We start from the raw sequence: 21,416 nt of genomic DNA on the forward strand, positions 1-21,416 counted from the left end.
TTAGTAAAAAGTATTGCTATCTGTTTCTCTTAAAAACAGCAGAAACAAAAAAATCTAGAATAATTATTTTCTCTTGCTATTCCAGTCTTTTTTCGTTGTTTACCGTAAATGGGATTATCTCATCTAACTGAGGTTTATATTAATTTGTCATCACCTTGAATTTGAGGTAAATGCTGCACACTCAAAGATTCTATTGTTTCAAGCTGTTTTATCGCTAAATCATGCAAAAGAACCAATCTTTCTGATTGCGTCTTCCCCTGTTCGATTAAAATTGCATTATAGCTTTCCATATTCGCCAATACCAAAAGTTGCTGGATTGTTGCCTCATCCCTCATATTTCCCTTCTTCCCTGGATTAGCATCTCTCCACTGCCTCGCTGTCTGACCAAATAAAGCTACATTCAATAAATCTGCTTCATTCGCATATGTATAGACAATCTGTTCCTGTGTTAATTCAGGCGGAATTAAGTTTTGCTTGATCGCATCGGTATGAATGCGGTAATTCAACTTTGCCACCTCTCGATTCAAGTTCCAATTCAGAGATAAACGGCTGTTCTCATCCGATTTCAGGCGTTTGTAATCTTTGATAATATACAGTTTGAATTCAGCAGAAATCCATGAAGCAAACTCAAAAGCAATGTCAGAATGTGCAAATGTACCGCCCCATCGTCCTGACTTTGATACAATACCAATGGCATTTACTCTGGAAATCCATTTTGTAGGTGACATCGTAAAAGCATTCAGCCCTGCCTGATTTCTAAACCCATCGAATTCGACGGGTTTAAAATTTGGATTATGAAGACTTTCCCATAAACCAAGAAACTCTATGGTATCTCGATTTCTCATCCAATTCCTAATCACATCATTTGGTTCATCACTTTTATATCTGGCAATATCCGTCAAAGAAATAAATTCATTTTGAAAATCCGTAGTATAAATTCCAATCTCAACGCCCTTGGCATGGATCGTTTCTTTTATTGGTTTTTTGGGCATATGATACCTCATTTCTCTTTTTCATAATTACTTTCCACTTAAAATGGTTCCTTCTATATAAAATAAATAAAATGTCGAATGATATAAGTTGTATATAACATAAATACACTTTATCTTAATCTATATTTATTATTTTACCACACAGCCTGATACAAAATCAAAAAATTTAATGCATTTATTTGTTGATGGCTGTTTCCAACTTTAAAACAACCACCAACTTTTTTCATCATCGTGTATTTAATATTCCGGAAGCATCTTCTCAACTATAATTCCAGATTTGAATACTACCTCTATCTTTCTTGCATTCACCACGTTGATATTCTGAATCAGCTGCCGCACCAATTTATCGTCATATTCTGTCAGTACGCAGTTTGTTTTGTCCAGAAAACGCCCGATATCTTCCATCTCTCTGCTTTTCTCGCCTCTGCTAGCTGCTTTGATCTGCTTTATTTCCAGTGCTTCTATCTGTGCTGTGATCGCCTGACAGCATTCCTCAAATGCGGTTTTATCGCCGTTCTGCTTGGCTTGCTGCTGTATCAGTTCCGCCATAGCTTTCTGCAAGTTTTTCTTTTCTTCAGCATATTCGGAATCCTCTGTGTCATGCGTCAAGGCTGTGACTACATTTTTTCTGAATGTCTGGACGAAGTCACCTTTGTTTTCAAGAACCTGATTGATAGCATGTAATACTGCTCTATGTAATACATTTTCCTCTATAGTCGGGGATTCCTTGCAGTATCTTGTCCCATTTCTCAGCCTGTTTTCGCATCTCCACACCGCTTTCTTTTCCCCATACTTAGACCAGATTTGTCTGCGGTACTCACATCCGCACTCTTTGCAAATGGTAATTTTCGACAAAGCGTATTTTCCACTATGCTTGCCCTTTGATTCTGTTTTCAGTTTACTGGACTTCTTATATATATTGGCTCGCTGATGCAGTTTTTCCTGCACTTTATAGAATACTTCCCTTGGAATAATTGCTTCATAGGTATTTTCCACATAATATTTTTGAAGTTCCCCTTGATTCTCTTTTCGTGTTTTGGTCAAATAATCTATTGTGAAAGTTTTTTGTGCCATGGCGTCACCGATATACTTTTCATTAATCAGGATTGTACGGATTGAATTCACATTCCATTCTGTATTGCCCCTTATGGTTTTAATACCCTTTTCTTTCAGTATGCGAGCGATACTGTTCAGGCTTTCCCCCTCCAGATATTTTCCGTAAATCAATCGTACCACTTCTGCTTCTTCTGGAATGATATACAGCTGTCCATCTGTGCTTTTGCCATATCCAAACATTCTTCTGACCAGCATCTCTCCTTTTTCATATTTTCGTTTTAAGCCCCATTTCACATTTTCGCTGATATTTCGACTTTCTTCCTGTGCCTGACTGCTGAGTATGGTGATCAGAAGTTCTCCTGTGGATTCCAGTGTGTTGATATGCTCTTTCTCGAAGTAGATAGCGATATTTCGTTCTTTCAGCTTTCGGATACAGGACAGACAGTCAACTGTATTTCTGGCAAATCGGCTAATGGATTTTGTCAGAATCAGGTCGATATCTCCATCTTTTTGCAAGCATCTTTCCATCATGGCATTGAAGTTGTCCCTTTTTTTCATATCCGTTCCTGAGATGCCGTCATCCGCATAAATACCTGCTAACTGCCAACTGGGGTTTTCTGTAATCAGCTTAGTGAAATATGCCACCTGCGCTTCATAACTGGTTTCCTAGTCCTCCTGTGCGGTACTGACTCTGCAATAGGCGGCAACATTGATTTTTTTTACTTTCTTTTTCTTTTCTGTATTCATATTAGCTTTGGGCGGAATTATTTTGATTTTTCGATCAGTCGCTGTGCTATTCATAATATACTTCCTTTCTTTTTATGCTATTTTTTCTTCCATACTCTTTACACCGTTTTATGGCAGCATTTCTGTTACATTCACTCCGTTTTTCAGTGTGAACATCACTCTGCCATCTTTGTATATGGTAATTGTTTGGGTTATAAATTCGAATAAGTCTTTGTCGAATGTTTTTTCTTCTGTCTGCTCTTTATGCTGCTGAAGCAAGTCTAAAATTTTATTTGTATAGTATTCTGCTCCGCCATCATCGGAGTCTTCATACTGTAACGATGCTCTTTTATATATCAGCTCCAGCAATTCGTCTATGTTATGACTGCTGTCGTTTTTCAGAAGCTCTATTTCATGCTCTACTGCCTGTAAACGGATATTTCTTTTGAATTTATGTATCGTAATTTTTCTAATCTTTTCCGGATGGTTTTTCATTTTAGTTACTGCCTGCATAAATAATTCTTTGATTTGGGCTTCCTGTATATGCTGATTTCTGCAGTGTACCCTGCCTTTTACAATTCGTTTACTGCAATCCCATATCTGTTTATCTCCATGCTTGTAGCAGTGATATTCACTGCCACATTCTCCGCATTTCATTTTATCACCCAGAAGGAAGTATTCTTTATAATAGATATAGGACTGTTCCTTGCCTATTGCTTTGCGTCTTTCCTTTTTCATTTGCTGTACCGCTTCAAATAATTCCGGTTCTATAATCTTTGGGAAGTTCTCATCCCCCATATACCTTTTGTCGCTGAGCATATCATTGAGCTTTACTCGATTGATTTCCAGTCCCTCAATATGGGCTTTTAGCCTTGATACTGAAATGCCGCTGTTATATACATTGAATATCTCCTGCACAAATCTACTTTGTTCCTTATCTGCCTGCAATATGCCATTTTTAAATTGATAGCCGTATACTGTTACTTTTCTTCCCATATTTATTTCCTTCTTTCTGTTAGCTTTAATCCGTTTGTCAGTTCAAATACTAACTCGTTGGGATTTACAATAATCTTTTTTACGATTGCTTGGAATAATGTCTTGTCATATACTTCCAGATATTGCGGTCCTTTTTTGAACTGCTTAATCAGTTCCTTTGTCTGTATCAATTCTTTTCTCTGTCTAGATTTCTGAAGATATTGCTCCTTTGCTCTCTGATACTCTTTTAGGTTTTTGCTGATCATATTTTGCTGTTCCATATAAAAAGCAGAGTCGATCATCTCTCCACTTGCCAAGTGGTTGAGAATCTCTCTCTGCTTTTTCTGTTCTTGTATTCGTTTGTCTAATTGTTCCAACTGCTTCTGTATCATGGGTGTTGCATTTAGCTGCTCCAGCTCGTTCACCAATGGTACCAGTATATCATCACAGTGGCTTGAAAGTTTGTTCCACATGATGATAAAGGCTTGTTCTAACTGACTTTCTTTTATTATGTCATTCTCACAAAGTTCTTTTGTCTGTATGCGTCTGGCACAGCTCCAAGTAATATTGATCTTACCTGTTCTTTCTTTTCTCTCCCGACGATTGTATGAGGAACCGCAGATGCCACAGATAACTTTTCCTTTAAACTCTGAAGGTTCTTCCGACTGTTCTTCTTTGCCGGTTTTTTTACTTTTGCCTTTTGTTTCAGCATTCGCTGAACGGCTTCATACTCCTCATGGGTTACGATTGGTTCATGATCATTCTCAATAAGCACCTGACGATATTCCCCATTATTTTTTCTTCTTACGAATGGTACAATGTCCTCACTGTATGTTTTCTGAAGAAGCAAGTCACCTGTGTTGATGTTGTTTTTCAGAATGATATAAATGGCTCCGCCTAACCATGCCGCCTTTCCTGTTTTTGTTGGTATCCTCTGTTCGTTCAGGCTTTTGGCAATCCGCCATATTCCATTCCCCTCCAGATATTCGTCGAATATAAATCTCACGACAGCTGCTTGCTTCTGGTTCAGCTCAAGCAATCCGTTTGTATTTGTACAGTAGCCATATGCCGGATTAGGCAATATGTATGTACCATTCATAAATCTTTTTTGTATGCTCCATTTCTGGTTTGATGAAATGCTTTCCGATTCCGCCTGTGCCACAGAGGAATAAATGGATATCAGAAATTCACTTTTTTTCAGAAAGTGTATGAATATTTTCTTTTTCGAAATACACATCTATTTACTTTTTCTTAAGCTCTCTGACAATCTTAATGCATTCTACTGTGTTTCTGGCAAATCTGCTGATTGATTTGGTACAGATAATATCAATCTCCCCTGCTTCACAGTCTTCCAACATACGCATAAAATCCGTTCTGCCTTTTTTCTTTGTACCGCTTTTGACGTAGTCGGCATATATTCCTATGAAGCTCCAGCCTACCTTGCTTCGGATCATATTTTCGTAATACTCAAGCTGAGATTCATAAGAGCCTTTCTGGTGAGGAATATTTGTGCTGACTCTGCAGTAAGCACAAACATTTTTCATCATCGGTTCTTCATTTATGTCTGTTGTTTTTGCTGTATCATTCATGTTTATGCCTCCTTTTTTCAAGCAAAGGATACCTGCTTTTCAGTGACACATCTACTATTTTTTTCATAAAGTTTGGCTTCTGCCGGCTGGAAGGTTTGCAAGTTCAAACTGTTCATCTGATTATATTCTTCTTCTGTGATCAGATTTCGAAAGAGCATTCTTGTCAATAACTCCTTGGAAAGCTGGTATCTGATTTCATTTTGCATCTGATCTTTTGACATATAATTTTTTCCCCCCTTAATGACTATTTTCCTATTTATGACCTTTCATCAAAGAGTCACTCTTTCTCTGATGAAAAGTCACAAATGTGTGCCGCTTAAAAACGGCACACTATTCTGACTTAAATTTGCCGTATTTGACACTACTTCCCGGACATTAGGCAGCAATATAAACTGTGCTTGGCTGCACACATAGGCTTTTCACCTCCCCCGTCATGCGGGCTGCCGTCCTTGCGATGTCTGGGACTCGGCAGAAGTATCATTGTGGCTCTGCTTCGGTCGTGGCATTTGATCTTGCCAAAAGATCAATCCCATACAGCAAAATCGCTCGAATTATGTATTACAGACAAACGAACCACCCTCAAAAATATGTTTATTTCACGTTCTGTTGTAACGAATCGTCATGGCGCACTGCATGGTACTGCTTGTCCCTTTCGGGCAAAACAGAGTAACGTATTTATATTGCTGGGTATGTATTTTTCAATGTGCAACGAAGGGAAGAAAATACCCCTCACTTATAAGCCGAAAATACATACCCCTTAACAACCAATTTTTTAAAATTTGTGCAATTTTTTTTGATTTTTTCAGAATCTTATTTTGTGTTTATTGGTTTGTCTGTTATATTGCTCTAATTTTTGTTTTTGGGTAGGCATTTTCAATGCAAAACTGAAGGGAGGAAAAATAACCCTCACTTATAAGCCGAAAATACATACCCCTTAACAACCAATTTTGAAAATTTTGTGCAATTTTTTTAATTTTTTTCAAAATCCTTTTTTATTTCTATCGGTTACCTGCTGTATTGCTTTCATTTTATTTTTGTTTAACAACCAAACTTAAGAATTTTTTCAATTATAGTCTTTAAACTATTAAAAACCCTTTTTTTGTTTTTATGGATTGCTTGCTGTGTAACATTCGCTACCTTTGCAATTTCTATCTCCGTAGTTCCTTTTGCTATCCCTTCACATATATGATATTTGTCATCTATCTGAGCAACATATGACCAAATATCTGACGCTATTACTGTCCTTATGGCTTCTTCTTCAACATTCACTGTGCTATCCATAATGTAATCAATTCCTCTGGTATCTTCAGTGTCCCAGCTATCATAGTATAAAAGACCATGGGCTTTATCTTTTTCTACCATATACTTTTCTTTGCATTCCATCTCATAATAAGCTATGTATATTTCATCAGTTACTTCTACCAATGCGCCTTTGATTTTTATAAAATATTTCTTTCCATCATTGTTCATAGTTATTCCTCCGATTCAAATTTGTTTTTTCATGGCAAATTCAAGTCAGAGGCTGGTGGTGATCGGCACCTTTTTACGCAACAAAAAAAGCAAATCTCGGACTGAGATTTGCTTTTCGGCATAGTTATTTTATATATACAATTGAAAATATCAAATATTTGATGCTGAATGGCTTTTTTCACACAATATATTTAAAAATCGTGTCTTTTTTATTGACTATAGTCCATATCCATATACCATTTCTGTTAATCTCCTGTTTCTTCATGAAATTCAAGAACTAAAAAAACGCTGTCTTAAATCCAGCGTATCATAAAAATATATATCCATATTTCTTATTACATAATAATCCCTCGGTTTTTTGATAAACAGCTTATTTTCTTCTTTCAATCTATGAATCCTTTTATTAAAAAAGCGGTACTCAGACCATTCTAAGTACCACTAATTATCAAAACTATATCAGTCAAGCTCCCACTTATACTGTGTATAGGGGCATCCGACATGCTTCAGATCCCTCTGTATCATTTCTGCAAGATGATGAAACATATCCTTGGTTGCTGCAATCGCCGCAGGCTCCAGTTTATACACGACACTGTCATATACAAAATCAATATAGGCATACCCAATATTAGCCTTATTCTGGAACTCATTTCTGATTTTATTGATTTCATCGCTCCATTTTCTCAGAAGCTCACGAACCGCATGCGGCATTTCACTGCCTTCGGAAATAATATTGTTCGGTCTGATCCATTCATCCCATTTCACCCAGATTTCCTGATTCCTGCCATCATTGCTTTTCAGCATATATAACTTGCAATTGTTTTCTTTTCCAAAATGTGTATCCATAGCACCCTCACCGATTCTGTATTCTTTCAGCATTACACCACTCAGAAAAAATAATCTTAACCAAGCGCATAACTCATCAGTTATCATTGTATCAGGTACAACGCCTGCTCGCAATCATATTTTCTTTAGCACTGTTTATTCACCGGATACTATTCTGCTATAGAATGTTTTCACAACATCATTCAATAAAAAAAGAGGCACTCAGAATCCACTTCCAAGTGCCTCATCATTTACCCTACAGATGATATACTCTCATACAGTCGGTAGCCTATCAATATCCTGTTTTCGGCAGTTTCCCTCTGCTTGCCACAGGTGCATAAATCTTCGTTGTATAGGAATCCTCCGCCTTTACTTTCTGCATTTCGTACATCCCACCTACCTCTACTCTATTCGTAAACTGATACCCGTTCGGCAGATTCTGATATGTTTTACAATAGATAAAAGGACGTTCTACTTCGCAGAAGCCAACGTCCACCGTACCAAATTCGTATTTAATATCAGTGATATATTCCCCTGCCATTAGACCCTTTGTGCAGTCAATTTCATAGACCTTATTGGTAAACAGGTTATCCCGCAATACCTTAAAGCTGCCTGTTTTATTCGTCTTATAATAGATGGTATAGTTCAGGTTCTGATTGAATGTACCGGTAAACAGCCTTGTAATATACGCCGCATCCGCAGGCAGGCTTTCATGCAGATAGAAGTTCTCCAAAGGTACCAGAGATTTGTTCTGGATATGATAGAGATCATATCTGATTACACTTCCGCCCATTGTCTCCTGATAGCCGCTTTTTTCCACATGCGTCTGCAAAGCCGTGCTTTTATTTTCTCTTTCAATCTCTACGATTTCTCCATCCTTCCTGATTTCAAAAGAAATCATTTCATCACTTAAAAGGAAATACAGCGGACTGGTTGTTTCCTTCATGGTATACTTACCATATCTCAGCCAATCGGATTCCGCAAAGCCTTTACTGTCTGTTCTTAGAACAGTAACCTTCTTCCCGTCAGAATCATAAACCGTAAATTTTGCATCCTTTAAGCCATCCCCTTTTAAATGACCGGTGATAGCATTATTATCCGCAGCAGTTTTATGGATCTGTACTTTTCCTTGAATCGGCTTATTTTCCAGCTCTACATAGGTTGTCTTCCCCCATTTTGTTTTTACTGTCTGTAAGCCCTTTGTCACAACATAACCTTCATTTTCCTTTTCTTCGATATAGTAGGTAGCATCACCAAGGAACATCTTATCCAGATGAATTTCCCCCTTACTGTCGGTGATATATGTGCCGATGGATTCCTTATTCTTATCGAAGAGCTCAAACTTTACGCCGGAAATAGGGTCTCCCGTTTCCGCATCTGTTTTTTCAATCCGGATAGAAGCCAGAGGGTAGTTCTCCCATTCAATGAGTTGGTCATCGCCCCAATCCAACGCAACTTTTCTTACATTGGTATCCAGTGCATAGCCTTTTAGGGTATTGGTTTCTCTGATGAGATAGGTGCCGGCGGGGAGCTTATATTCCAGATTGATTTCACCCTGTCTATTGGTGTAATGCTTTCCATAGGTCTTGCCGTCCTCACGCACAATGGTAAATTCCACATTTTCCATTGGCTTTCCTGTGACACTGTCAGTTTTGGAGATACGAAGTGTCGCATTCTTATCGTTTTCAAATTTCACCATAGAGGGTGCATCGCTCTTTACCTGTACGTTCTTGCTGACTGCGGTATCAAGGCAATAGCCTTCGGGTGCCGCTGTTTCCTTTACCACATACCAATCGGGTTTCAGATCCGGAATGGTGATTCTGCCGTCTGCGGCAGTGATATATTCACCAATATAGGTGCCGTCAATTTTTCTTACCTCAAACTTTGCACCCTCCAGCGGCTTCTGTGTTTTTCGGTCTACCTTCTGAATGATAAGGCTGTTATGCGGCTGATTGAAAAATTCCAGAGAATAAACTCTGCCTTTTTCGATATAAATCGTCTTTGCGGTATTATCAAGAAGATACCCCTCCTTTGCCTTTACCTCCTGTACGATATAGCCGCCAATCAGCTTTGGAATATAAATACTGCCTGTTTCATCAGTGCGATATTCACCATTGGATTCACCGACTACTGCACCTTTGATGTCTGTTATCTTAAAGATAACATCACTCAGCGGTTCTTTTGTCACAGCATCCATCTTTTTAATCAGCAGACCGCCTAACGGCGCATTTGTAAATTCAACAGTAACAACTGCATTATCATCTTTCAGCGTCACTGTTTTCAGCGTATCATCTAAAATATGGTCGCTGTCAGTAGATACCTCTGCCACGGAATACACACCGGGTTTTAAGCCTGCAACAGTAATCGTACCATTTTTCGATGTTGTATAAGTCCCGATTACGGTACCCTCTGTTCCCGTAGCACCGCTTAAATATCTTACCTCAAAACGAATACCGGATAAAGCTGCTCCTGTTTCTGCATCTATCTTTTTAATGATAATGGCAGACTGTGGGCTATTTTCAAAGATAATCTCTTTATCCTCGCCTGCTTTCAGGAATACCTCCATAGATTCTGTTTTTCTCTCATAGCCTGCAGGAGCCTGTTTTTCTATAATACGATACCAGCCGCTATCTGCCTGCTGCAGTTGGAACTGTCCGTTGCTGTCTGAGGTATATTCACCGACCTTTACTACCTCTCCGCTAAGAGAATCATTTACCGCCTTCAGCACCTCAAACCTTGCATTCTTTAAGGGCTCTTTGGTAATGGAGTCTACTTTATGGACTGTTAATGTTGCTTTTTTCGTATTTTCAAATACAGCTGTAAAATCCTGCCCGACAACAAGATTTACTACACGTTCTTCATTGCCGCTCTCGTAAGCATTCGGTGCTTTTACTTCACAGATTTTATATGCACCGGGTGTCAGACCTTTCAGCAAAATTTTACCGTCAGTATCCGTTGTAAAGGGACTGCCGGATACAAAGCCTTTATCAGGCTCCTGCAATTTTTCTACGGTAAACATTGCACCGGATAATGCAGCACCGGTCTGACTGTCTCGTTTGATAATCGTAAGGTTAGGTGCTCTATGATTCTGAATTGCTACAGTGCCGGGCTTTCCGCTTTCTGCATAAACCTCATACACCTGCTCTAAAGGAAGATAGCCCTTTGCAGGCGTAACTTCCGTTACCTCATACCAGCCTTCTTCTACATCTGACAGCGTAATGCAGCCGTTCTGATCCGTTACACCCATATATACCTGTCGGGTATTCTTATTTGTGATTTCAAAGTGTACCCCTGCAATGGGTTCTGATGTTTCTGCATCAATCTTCTTAATCTCTACAGATGGCTTTTTCTTATTTTTCATTACAACAACTGTTTCCTTGCCCCAGTCAACCTCACCAATCTGCGGTGTGGCATCCAGAATATAATCAAATCTGGCCGCAAGCTCCTTAACCTCATAGCTGCCCTCCGGCAGATCTTCAATCGTTACTTCGCCATTCTTACCTGTTTCTACTGTCTGTTCAAAGCCCGTAGTATGATTGATGACCTGAAAATAAAAACTGGCTAACGTCTCCTGTGTCTGTGCATCAATCTTGCGGATTGTAAGAGAGCCATACGGCTGATTTTCAAAGGTGACTTTCGGATGTACCTCTGCATTGTTTTCCACACGAACGCTCTGAGAATTTTTCCCTACTGCAACAGAATAATGCGGCGGCGCAGATACCTCTGTTATTTCATATACCCCCGCAGGAATCCCTGTCAGTTTCAGGACACCATCGGAAATCGTAATGCTTGCACCTTTGCCAAGGACAGGCTCTATTGCACCATTCGTTGCCTTTACAGTAATATTGATGTACTCATTGCTCTTCGATACACCACGGATATGGAATACGGCATCTGCAACTTTTTTCTTAGTCTGATAGTCCAATTTTTCTACGACCAGACTGCCTTTATCAGAGGATACAGGTGTATCGGGATTCTCCGGTGTATCAGGGATTGTGGGGGATGCGTTGTAGGTCATTGCTGCAGAATCCGTTCCCTGCGGACGGAAGTTATAGATATACCCCTGCCAGTTACCGGACAGACCTACGGGGTTCCCAAGATAGCTGGCGGCTGTATCTAAAGAACCACCAACGGTTGTACCATACAGTGTATATCGAATCCCTGTGGATTCTGCCAATGTCTTTGGTACTTTTACCGTTACATCCTGCCCCATATCAACTGCAAACGCTTTCGATGTGTCCCATGCGCCGCTTACATTTGTCTGTGGCATGATTTTTTTACTGCCTGCATAGACCTCAATGGTTCCATTTTCCACCATTGCCATAATATCGTCCCCAAGGATACGGAATTTCCATTTATCTCTGGCAATGCTGCTGGTAAAATGATAGGTATTTACAACCCAGTCACCTTCCGCAGTTGCTTCCTCAGAACCACTGACAGGTGCAAGCTGTACAGTTACCGCCGGCGGCGTATACGGGTTTGCAATGCCTTCGTTATAAATCTTTTTTAATGCATTCAATACGCGTGTGTTTTTTGCTGTATCCCCACTCTGGATAGACCATTTATCCAGCGAACCGCCAACAATAGCTGTATGAATCGCACCATGCGTTGCATAATACGCCTCATCTACACTATTACAACCTAACTGTGCAGGCGTTTTATAAGGATAGCCTGCTCTGGCAATCCCAAGGATTTTCTTCTCTGCTGCGCCGATGCTTTCTAATGGGTCTACCTGATATTTCCCGTCGGCGTGCTGTGCAGTTCCTTTCCATCCCGGATTCTTGCAATATGCTGGATACTCCAAAGCCGCAGGATCATCGGCAATCCATTTCGCAATATGGATGTTGTCTACAATTTTGCCGTCATAATGCAGGATATTATTCAAAGGCCTGTCTGCTGTAATGGTTACATAACCGCCATTTGCCTGCAAATAATCATACGGTCCCGAGCCTGTAGCAGAACGTGCCTTTGGTATAGAATCCGTCCCATAGATTTCTGTGTAGTTATCTGCCAGTAAAGGGACAGCAGAATATCTGGATTCTACTGAAAATGTCTTTGTATCCGGCAGCACTGCATCTGCTGTTTTCTCATCGGATTTTTTACTGCCGGTATCCTCTTTTTCTGTTGTATCCTCCTTCTTTTTATCCTCTGTTATACTGCTGCTGATGGTTGTGCTATCGCTCTTGTTCGTGGTATCCCAAAACAGGTCATCATAGCTATTACTACCACTGTTCTGCCCGGGAATAACAAATCCATCTTCCCATGCCGCAAAAGCGGATAACGGTGCAGCGACAGTCATCATAACCGCTAAAAGCAGGGATACCCACCTTTTTGTGTGTTTCATAAAACCACTCCTTTGATTGAATTGTATATATAAAAAAGAGCCCTGATTAAATCAGAGCTCCTTTGCGTTTATAGTATTTATTTTTTCGCTGATTGGATAAACCTTACTGTTTTATTCTATTTCAGATTTTTCTTTGGCGCGCGTTGTTTTGTTTTTAGCCCCAAATCCTGAAGCTTTCTTCCCAACGCATCATCCTTTGCTACTAACAGTAAATCTTCATCCATATTATTTAGCGCATGTAGGACTGCAGCGTACATACCGATAGATACAGACGGAGTTCCTCTCTCGATTGCCCATAATGTAGCACGGCTTATCCCAGCTCTTTCCGCAACTAATTCCATCGATAGCTTACGTCTTAATCTGGCATACTTGATCTGTTCTCCCATTTGTTCTAATATTTTCTGCGTTTTCGGTAAAAGAACCGCACTTTTTTTGCCATAAAAACCACCTCTTAATGTTTAATATTATAAACAATAATGGTGTTATTGTCTATTTTATCAAATATTATTATTAAGTTGTGGGTCCTTATTTTACATACGCAAACATCTGATAGGTTGCTTTTTCCCCTACTGCGAAGCCTGCAACCTCATACATCGGATTCAAATAATTCTTTCGATGTGCCTCAGAATCTGTCAGACGGTTATGTGCCTTTGCAGCATAAGGCGCATACAGGACTGCATTTTCTCCCACATAATAATCCGTCAGACCAAAGGCTCTTGCCATCGCAGTGCATCTGCCGTAAAACCTTGAAACATGTCCATCCGCTATGGTTTTACCGTCATACTGTATCTGCTTGGTAAAGGTATCCAATCCATAGATGGATTTTTCAAGCATTTTCACCTCACACAGAGCATTTAAATCGGCATCATATTTCAGCTCGCTTACACCGGCTTTCCGGCGTGCATCATTCACCAAATCCAAAAGCTTTTCTTCCTCATCCCAATAATAGGAGTGATACTTGCCATACAGGTTATCACTGATAAGGTTTCGGTCAAACTGTGATTTTTCCATGACCTTGTACAGCATTGCTGCAAGCTCTGCTTTTGTCACAGTACCCTCAGGGCGAATCGTACCATCCGCATAACATGAAATTATATTTTCACCCGTCAGCCGCTTCATTGCATCCTTACACAAAGCAGATTGAAAGCGTATTTCATCCGCAAATTGCTGTTCTGACACCCTTTCTTTCTCCTGCATCGGCAGCATGGAAACCAGAAAAGACGCGATATATTGTCGTTGCACCTGATCCTGCAGGCAAAAGCCAGAATACCCAAGCATGGTATAATTTGCCTCTGAAGGATTCCCCCATACACCGGCTTCGCCGCAAATAAGTGCCGCCTGTGCGTTAGGATATGCTGTATTCCAAAGAGCAGCGTCACGGAACACCTTATGCGAAACAGTACCGCCGTTAAACTCTACAGGCTTTAAGCCTAATCTTGCAACTACCGCAGCAAAGTCAGCATAAGTAATCGGTTCATTGGGATGAAATGCCACTGCACTCCCATCCATACAGCCGGTCTGCAAAAAATAGGTTAGGTATTTTTCCGCCCAATGCCCTTTTACATCCGCAGGAATCCCGATATACGCATATTTTTGCAATGCAGCGTACTTTGATGCAGACGGTCTTGGTACAATGATGTCACTTTTGGCATAGGGTGCTGCGATATGGTTCCCTGCCGATACATCTCCAAATGCGGCAACAGGTGCCGCAAATGCAGAAATATGTATGCTGAAAATCATTGCCGCCAAAGTGCCGAAAAATACTTTCTTTTTCATGTATACTCCCCCTTTTCAAAAATGAATGATACTTTAATAAACGATTCTCATTCCGGAAAAGCAACAAAATTTCAGAATTTTTTCAAAAAAAGACTAAAAAAATAAATTTACTGCTGCTGCACCGCCTGCACCAGCAGTCGTTTGGTCGGCTCATTTTCGATACAGGTTACCATTGTCAGCTTATTCCTTTCATCACTCGTTGTAATATCCGTCCAATCTGTTTCATTGATTGCCTTTATGACAGATACCGTATAGGTTCTGGTGCCAAAGCGTGTTTCATAAATGACCTTATCCCCTTTTTTGATATTTTTCAGGTTTCTGAAATCATATTTATAATCCCTGTTATGGGCGCAGAAAGCAACATTTCCATCCCATAAGGCGGATTCTGCAAAATGCCCGATTGCTGTTTTGATTGTCGCAAGGTCTGCTCCGTCCTTTACCGGGTATTTTTTAATCCCAATTCGCTCAATCGTCAGATACCCCAGAATATCATGTGGCAACTGAACCGCAGTTGTTCCTGTTGTTCCTGTGCTTTTCACTGCCTGTGATAAGCCTGTCAGCTGAAACTGATAGCTTTCCAGTACCTTATATAGCATTTTAACCATTTCACTTCTGGTGACCGGGGTATTCCCTGCAATCCGGTTTCCGCTATAGGTATCAATCACGCCTGCTGCATACAGATTTCTGACTGCACCGTTCACCCAGGAAGGGATGCTATCCCTATCCCCATAAGGCAACTGTACTGTGTTCTGTTTTTCACTTTTCACCAATTTCGATACCATGGAAATAGCCTCAAAGCGTGTGATTGTTTTCTGCGGTCGAAAGGTATGATCCTCATAACCACTAACCAATCCGCTTTTTACCGCAGTATCCACTGAATCATAAAACCAATCAGTCTTTGCTATATCCCGAAAGTCCGCCTGCTTTCCATTGATGGCAGGCAGATTAAGCTTTCCGAATAATACAGTTGCCTCTGCTCTGGTAAGTGTAGCATCCGGCCGAAAGGTGCCATCGGGATAGCCACTGACCAATCCAAGGTCACTATAGCCAACTACATATTTTTCATCCGAATGCCCTGTAATATCCGAATAAGCCGCAGCAGATGCAATATTAGGCAGTAATACGGCACACAGAATCAAGCCAATAGAAATTTTCTTATACATCCGCATCCTTCGTTTCCTCCTGTTCCGATTCTTCTGTTTCTTCCTCCAAACTGTTTCGTTTATCGCGAAGGAACAGATAGATACCCGTTCCAATCGCCGCCAATGCAAGTCCAATACCGCCAATGATGAAGCCTAACGGCAGTTTCTCCTCCTGCTGTGGCATCGACTCTTCTCCGAGGTAGGTAATGGTATATGCTGTCTGCTCGGAAATTTCCTTCTTTGCAGTACCCTTATAAAGTACAGATGCGCGATAACCGGATGGGATTTTCACAGAATAGGTTCCTGTATAATAGCCTACTGCGGCATAGGTATTCCCTACCGCGGTATCGCCACTGGCAAGGTTATTATCCCCAATCCATTTCACATCCATCAGAGTCAGATATACACCGCCCTCCCAGATGCTTTTTGGAATCTGGCTGAAATCCATGGAAGACAGGTTATAGTAGGCTCTGCTGCCATGCTTCGTCTGGTTCTTTGTGGTGTAGCCGGAAACCGTATAGTTGATACTTCCTTTCTCTGCCTTCAATGTAGCCTGATAGCCTTCCTCATCGGTATATTGCTTGGTTGCACCCAGCTTTTTCAATACAACCACATCATTCCGGGATGCTACCGTTGTTTCTTCTGTCTGTTTCACATCCTTCGTTAAGACCTCTACCACTGGCTTACTGGAAATATCAATCTGATGATATACCAGCCCGTTCAATTCAAAGGTTGTATCCATGGTATCAAAAATTTCTTCCGTATTATTGATGACGTACGTTTTCTTAATATAGGAATTCCCGTTTTTTTCATAGGCTTCCTCTAACGGCTTTGGTGCGGCAAATGCCATTGTGTTACAGCATAATACGCCTATCACAGCCATTGCTGCTATTCGATAACCTTTCACATCCTCAATCCTCCTTTTCAAATATCCGATACAGATAAAAAACAAGCCACTCGCAGAACAGAAAGAATAATACACTGCTGATGCCACAGGCCATTACTACGGAACCGGTAAACCAGAGTACATCAAAATATTGTCCGCAAATATAAAAAAGCAGCAGCAAACCGATGAAAATAAAAAAATCAGCAAAAAGCATGACAGCTGTCTGCTGCAGCTTTGGTGCATACCGTCTTTTCTGCTGATCGGATTGATACTGCTCTGTTATGATTTCTTTTGTGATGTCATATTCCGGTCTGATAGCCATTGCCTTTTGCAGCTTATCGCACATCGTGGGGAATAAAATGCTCGCCTCCTGATCCATCAGTATCTCCTCTGTTGCTATTGCTGCTCCCCAAGCCTTCCATTTTTTCTGTTTCCTAAGAAATCTCTTTTTTGCCGTCATTTTTCCATTCTCCCTTCCAGTAAATCATCCAAGGTGTGCTCCACTGTTTCACGATATCGTGTATGGCAACATGTAAGGATGGAGAATAAATCCCCTTCCATAACATAACGCTCAATCTCTCTGCCAAAGGGCAGGATTCCATCAAAGCCGCCAATGGTTACATCCATTTCCTCATGCAGGGAATATGGTTTACTAAGTCCTTCCAACAGCAGACAATGCGCCAACCGTCGGATTTTGTCCTGATACTGCTTGAAATAAAGCAGTCCCTTTACATCCGCAGTTAACAAACACGCCGTAACCTCCGCTTTTGCTGTCATTACAGTCTGAAAAGCATCCGTCCAGTCAGAGGTTCCATCCCAGATTACCACCTCAGCCATACCATCCAAAACGGTATATAGCTGCTGTATCTGCGCTGTGGTTCCTTCCTGTCTTTTCCGTTCATGTATCTGAAATCCCATTACACCGATATTCGGAAATTCGCGCAGGATTTTGATTGCATCCGCGGTACGCTGCGATGTAATCTCTCCTGCATAAAGCGTTCCCAGTCCGTCTGCATCCGTATTTCCGCAAAAAAATGACAGCATCGAAATTCTGCTGTCTCCGCTAATCAGTAATGTCTGCCTGTTTCGTTTGCCTGCTGCACTTGCCAAAGCTGCGCTGAATACACTTTTTCCACTGCCCGGACTGCCAATAATCAGGATATGCTTTGCCATAGATTCACCCCCTGCTCAAAAAAATGATTTCTGCTCTGCCAATAGCTTTTCCGCCAGTTCTTCATTGCTCCGCACAATAACCGATGCATAGAATACTGTTTTCTTCTGCCGTTTTATATACTGCTGCTGTTTTTCGTTCAATGCTACTGTTACTACTACGGTATCTTCCGCTTTTTTCGGCGGCACAACAGACAGGGTTCGGACGAATTGCAGCTCCGGAATGTCCTTCCATTTCTTATCAAACAGATTTATCTTTATCACATCGCCCGTTTCGGGGACTGGGTATTCACTGCCTTCAATCATTCTAAGTTTCAGCAGTTGTGCGGCATTTCCCTTTGGCAGAATATCCTTCGGCAGATCGCCTTCTAACGGAAGCTGTGACAGCTTGGATAAAAAGAGAATATCCTCCGCAACCAGATCCACCGCCGCATATCTGCCGATTACATCCTCTTCTGCCAGCGCAACTCCTTCCGATAGATGCAATGCGCCGACCGTAATCGGTTCTATGTCCTTATCTGTCAGCTGTTCGCCCTTTTCCATGGTATGCAGCACACGGATTGCCTGCTGTTTCGGATAAAGCCGATGGGTAAATAACGGGACTGCAAGAAAAAGCAAAACGACTGCAAGGAGAAAGCAGCTTATGGCATAGTATAGTCTGCTTTTCATACGGTACACCTCAGATATTCTGACGGATAATTCTTGTAATAATCCCTACCGCAACGCCGTTTTCCTGATCCAGACGGTTCACAACAAAGCTGATGTCATCATTCTTACCGGGCAATCTGTAATCGTTGCAGCTATGCGCAATGGCATTCACCCCGTTAGACAGCCTTACAAAAATCACGCCCTTATGAATATCCGTAATCCTGCCGGAATACCGTCCCTGTACCTTACATTCCTTCAGTTTTTCCAGTACTTCATTCTTCATAAGACGTTTCATATCGGCAGTGATCTTTACATTCATTGTTTCTGCATCCGATTCTACGGATGTAACTACCGCCATCACTCTGTCACCTACATGATATTTCTCCCTTGCATCACCGACCCATTCCCATGCAATATCTCTGGCAGGAACTGCGCACTCTGCGCCAAATACCTCAAGACGCACCACCTTTTCCGCTACTGCGATAACACGCGCCTGCACAACTCTGCCTTCGGTAATCTGGGCGTTGCCGTTTTCATTCGGGAAATAAAACTTCCTGCGTTTTGCAAGCATTGCCAGTCTGCGGCTTGCCACAACACTGCGTGCAGTATCATCCAGTGCTATCAGGATAAAATCAATCTCGCAGCCAACCATGTTATTTAAAATACGAACCTGACGGCCCTTCATTTCTCCATAGCCGTTCTGTTCGGAAAGGTTCAGTTCCATCTCACTGACAGGGATAATCATACGCTGTCCTTTATAATAAACCACAGCAATACTACCACTGCTTGTCTCCTCTACACCGCTTAATACACCGGACAGTATCCGTTTACTGCGGTATGCGTTCTGCAGCTCATGCCAGAGGAGCTCCGCTTTATCCTCCTCTGTTTCGTATGCTCCGTTTGCATCGATTGTAAGTACCTGCTGCATTTCATGTAATGTTTTTTCTGCTTCATTTGCCATACTTATTTTCCTCCTTTATTTACTCATCAGTTCTTTCTTGGAAATCTGTACTGTTCTGATCTTTGGTTTCTCCTCTTTTTTTGCCTGTATTATATCTTCCACAGGCTGCACAATAGAATCGTCTTTTGCCTGTTCCTTTCTCCAGTCCGGGATATAGGCAGCTGCTTTACACTTTTTCAGCTTTCGGCTTTCCGGATGCCTGGTATAATCGAATTTTTTCACTTTAAATACATTCTGTCCGCGTAGTATAATCAATGCCTCATCCAGCGGCATCCGCAGCACCTCATCTGCTGTCATCAGTTTTCTGCGGCCAACAGAGTTGGTCTCTCTGTATTCCGGTGTATAATCCGTCATCCGCATGGCATACAGTTGCTTTGATTGGCTATTTACATCAATCGTTACCTCACCGGTACGATTGGAGATAAACCGTGCAGTTACTTCATCCGTACAGCCCAGCGCTATCTGCGTATCACAATTTCCCAGAATCTCCAGGTATTCATCATTGGGATAACGGTTCTTCAGCTGTGCTATGTTCTGGAAAATAACAGAAATCCCGATATTCCTGCTGCGTACCGTTGAAATTTTCTTTTTAAAGTCATTGATAACGCCAAGGTTCGGGAATTCATCCAAAACGAAATTCACACCAATCGGCAGCTTTCCGTCTACCCCCTCTGCATCGGCATAACGCACCAGCTTAATAAACAGGAACGAAAAAAACAGCGAAGAAAGGAAGTCAAAGGTACTATCCTGATCGCTGCTGATACAGAAGAACGCGCATTTTTCCCGTCCCGGTCTGCTGAGATCAAATTCATCCTGCGCCGTAATATCGCAGATAGACGCATTCTGGAACACCTGTAGCCTTGCACCCAGACCGATAATTACACCACCTCTCACCTTATCTCCTGCCTGCTGAAAAATATGGTAGGGTGCCTTTGCCGGATGTCCGTTTGGCAGCATCTCAAAACGCTGATTTAATTCATTCTCTGTCAAATCGGATAGCATCCGATATACTGCGCCCATGTTCCGCTCAGCAGGTGCCCTTTCATAGTCAACATATAAAATCAGTGCCTTTAGCAGATTCAACTCGGAGGAATCCCAGAAATGATCCGTTTTTCCGCCGCCCGTATTTTTGATAATCACATCTGCACAGATCTGTGCCATCATCTGATCGTGTGAAACCTCATTGATGCAGTTCCAACGGTCGCTATGCTCCGGCTGTACCAGATTAAAAACCCGGACGATGTAGCCCTGCTCCTTCAGATACACCGACATATCCTCATACAGCTCGGATTTCGGATCGGTGAGAATCAGACTTTCCCCTCTTTTTACACTTTGGAAAATCATATTTCTGACAAAAGCTCTGGATTTCATACTGCCGGATGCACCAAAAACAGCGATATTACGATTCATCCTACTTGCGACAGGGATACTGACAACCGCACCGTCTACGGTTCCCAATATCGTTCCCTCTGTTTTCTGGATACCGGTAACATCCAACAGCTCCTTCATCCTTCGTTTATCCATAAATCGTGCTGTACCATAACTACCTTTTTCGGAGTAATGGAATTTCCGCTCCGTATCATAATCACCTTTTTCGCCCTTTCCGATAAACACTGCAAAAAGAACGATACCGGCAATCGTTAATCCAAGGAAAAACAGCACCTTTAGCCCCATCAGGGAAAATGCTGCGCTGAGACATACAGATACTCCCTTTTGGGGCAAGGACGGTGCAGTTCCGTCTCCCGGGATATGCCCTGCCTTCTGCCAGATGCTATAATTCTCTATCAACTGTGTCAGGTAGCCACCTGCATAAAAAACAGGAAATATCGCCATACAGACGTATCCGAACATCTTCATAC

At 41.5% G+C, this 21,416-nt stretch carries 19 protein-coding genes and 1 pseudogene; all 20 read right to left on the reverse strand.

All coding sequences use genetic code 11. The features are described from left to right. Positions 1-134: 134 nt before the first annotated feature. The 20 genes and pseudogenes from EJE48_RS07935 to EJE48_RS08015 all read right to left on the reverse strand — a co-directional run bounded on the left by EJE48_RS07935 (position 135) and on the right by EJE48_RS08015 (position 21,390). On the reverse strand, positions 135-992 hold the full coding sequence (locus EJE48_RS07935) for a KilA-N domain-containing protein (RefSeq protein WP_118578569.1): 858 nt from the start codon (positions 990-992) through the stop codon (positions 135-137). A 237-nt stretch (positions 993-1,229) separates the two neighbouring features. Continuing rightward, the gene (locus EJE48_RS07940; RefSeq protein ID WP_330548496.1) at positions 1,230-2,303 is read right to left on the reverse strand and encodes a recombinase family protein; all 1,074 of its coding nucleotides are present in this window, start codon (positions 2,301-2,303) and stop codon (positions 1,230-1,232) included. 12 nt (positions 2,304-2,315) lie between these two features. Further along, a pseudogene (locus tag EJE48_RS12775) lies at positions 2,316-2,699 on the reverse strand (recombinase family protein); the annotation flags it as partial. Positions 2,700-2,903: 204 nt separating this feature from the next. Next, positions 2,904-3,770, reverse strand: coding sequence for a zinc ribbon domain-containing protein (locus EJE48_RS07945; RefSeq protein ID WP_118578567.1), 867 nt, complete (start codon positions 3,768-3,770; stop codon positions 2,904-2,906). 2 nt (positions 3,771-3,772) lie between these two features. Further along, on the reverse strand, positions 3,773-4,372 hold the full coding sequence (locus EJE48_RS12565; RefSeq protein WP_243108005.1) for a zinc ribbon domain-containing protein: 600 nt from the start codon (positions 4,370-4,372) through the stop codon (positions 3,773-3,775). Continuing rightward, complete coding sequence (locus tag EJE48_RS12570; protein WP_243107998.1) at positions 4,258-4,986, reverse strand: recombinase family protein; 729 nt, start codon at positions 4,984-4,986, stop codon at positions 4,258-4,260. Before EJE48_RS12570 ends, EJE48_RS12565 begins: the two co-directional genes overlap by 115 nt. 4 nt (positions 4,987-4,990) lie before the next feature. Further along, positions 4,991-5,338: a recombinase family protein gene (locus EJE48_RS12575; protein ID WP_243107999.1), complete on the reverse strand. Its 348-nt coding sequence runs from the start codon at positions 5,336-5,338 to the stop codon at positions 4,991-4,993. A 17-nt stretch (positions 5,339-5,355) separates the two neighbouring features. Then, positions 5,356-5,559, reverse strand: coding sequence for an SHOCT domain-containing protein (locus EJE48_RS07955; protein WP_118578565.1), 204 nt, complete (start codon positions 5,557-5,559; stop codon positions 5,356-5,358). A gap of 817 nt (positions 5,560-6,376) precedes the next feature. Next, on the reverse strand, positions 6,377-6,808 hold the full coding sequence (locus tag EJE48_RS07960; protein ID WP_118578563.1) for a hypothetical protein: 432 nt from the start codon (positions 6,806-6,808) through the stop codon (positions 6,377-6,379). Positions 6,809-7,264: 456 nt separating this feature from the next. Continuing rightward, on the reverse strand, positions 7,265-7,651 hold the full coding sequence (locus tag EJE48_RS07965) for a hypothetical protein (protein ID WP_148095977.1): 387 nt from the start codon (positions 7,649-7,651) through the stop codon (positions 7,265-7,267). Between the two features lie 271 nt (positions 7,652-7,922). Beyond that, a complete protein-coding gene (locus tag EJE48_RS07970; RefSeq protein WP_118578559.1) occupies positions 7,923-12,974 on the reverse strand; it encodes a SpaA isopeptide-forming pilin-related protein in 5,052 nt (1,683 codons plus the stop codon). A gap of 116 nt (positions 12,975-13,090) precedes the next feature. After that, positions 13,091-13,360, reverse strand: coding sequence for a helix-turn-helix domain-containing protein (locus tag EJE48_RS07975; protein WP_118578557.1), 270 nt, complete (start codon positions 13,358-13,360; stop codon positions 13,091-13,093). A gap of 139 nt (positions 13,361-13,499) precedes the next feature. Then, positions 13,500-14,750 carry an S-layer homology domain-containing protein gene (locus EJE48_RS07980; RefSeq protein ID WP_118578555.1) on the reverse strand — a complete coding sequence of 417 codons (1,251 nt, stop codon included), beginning with the start codon at positions 14,748-14,750 and terminating at the stop codon, positions 13,500-13,502. Between the two features lie 107 nt (positions 14,751-14,857). Further along, positions 14,858-15,919: a sortase gene (locus EJE48_RS07985; RefSeq protein ID WP_118578553.1), complete on the reverse strand. Its 1,062-nt coding sequence runs from the start codon at positions 15,917-15,919 to the stop codon at positions 14,858-14,860. Further along, the gene (locus tag EJE48_RS07990) at positions 15,906-16,799 is read right to left on the reverse strand and encodes a hypothetical protein (protein ID WP_124984476.1); all 894 of its coding nucleotides are present in this window, start codon (positions 16,797-16,799) and stop codon (positions 15,906-15,908) included. The genes EJE48_RS07985 and EJE48_RS07990 overlap by 14 nt, the downstream gene beginning before the upstream one ends. A gap of 4 nt (positions 16,800-16,803) precedes the next feature. Then, positions 16,804-17,238 carry a hypothetical protein gene (locus EJE48_RS07995; RefSeq protein WP_118578549.1) on the reverse strand — a complete coding sequence of 145 codons (435 nt, stop codon included), beginning with the start codon at positions 17,236-17,238 and terminating at the stop codon, positions 16,804-16,806. Further along, positions 17,235-17,951 (reverse strand): ATP-binding protein, encoded by a 717-nt coding sequence (locus tag EJE48_RS08000; protein WP_118578547.1) that lies wholly within the window; start codon positions 17,949-17,951, stop codon positions 17,235-17,237. The genes EJE48_RS07995 and EJE48_RS08000 overlap by 4 nt, the downstream gene beginning before the upstream one ends. 15 nt (positions 17,952-17,966) lie before the next feature. Continuing rightward, positions 17,967-18,617 (reverse strand): CpaB family protein, encoded by a 651-nt coding sequence (locus EJE48_RS08005; protein WP_118578545.1) that lies wholly within the window; start codon positions 18,615-18,617, stop codon positions 17,967-17,969. 10 nt (positions 18,618-18,627) lie between these two features. Then, the gene (locus EJE48_RS08010) at positions 18,628-19,557 is read right to left on the reverse strand and encodes a S1 RNA-binding domain-containing protein (protein ID WP_118578543.1); all 930 of its coding nucleotides are present in this window, start codon (positions 19,555-19,557) and stop codon (positions 18,628-18,630) included. A gap of 15 nt (positions 19,558-19,572) precedes the next feature. Continuing rightward, complete coding sequence (locus tag EJE48_RS08015) at positions 19,573-21,390, reverse strand: VirD4-like conjugal transfer protein, CD1115 family (RefSeq protein WP_243108001.1); 1,818 nt, start codon at positions 21,388-21,390, stop codon at positions 19,573-19,575. Between the last annotated feature and the right edge of the window lie 26 nt (positions 21,391-21,416).

Origin of the sequence: Anaerotignum faecicola, from assembly GCF_003865035.1 — a bacterium.
Taxonomy (GTDB): domain Bacteria; phylum Bacillota; class Clostridia; order Lachnospirales; family Anaerotignaceae; genus Anaerotignum_A; species Anaerotignum_A faecicola.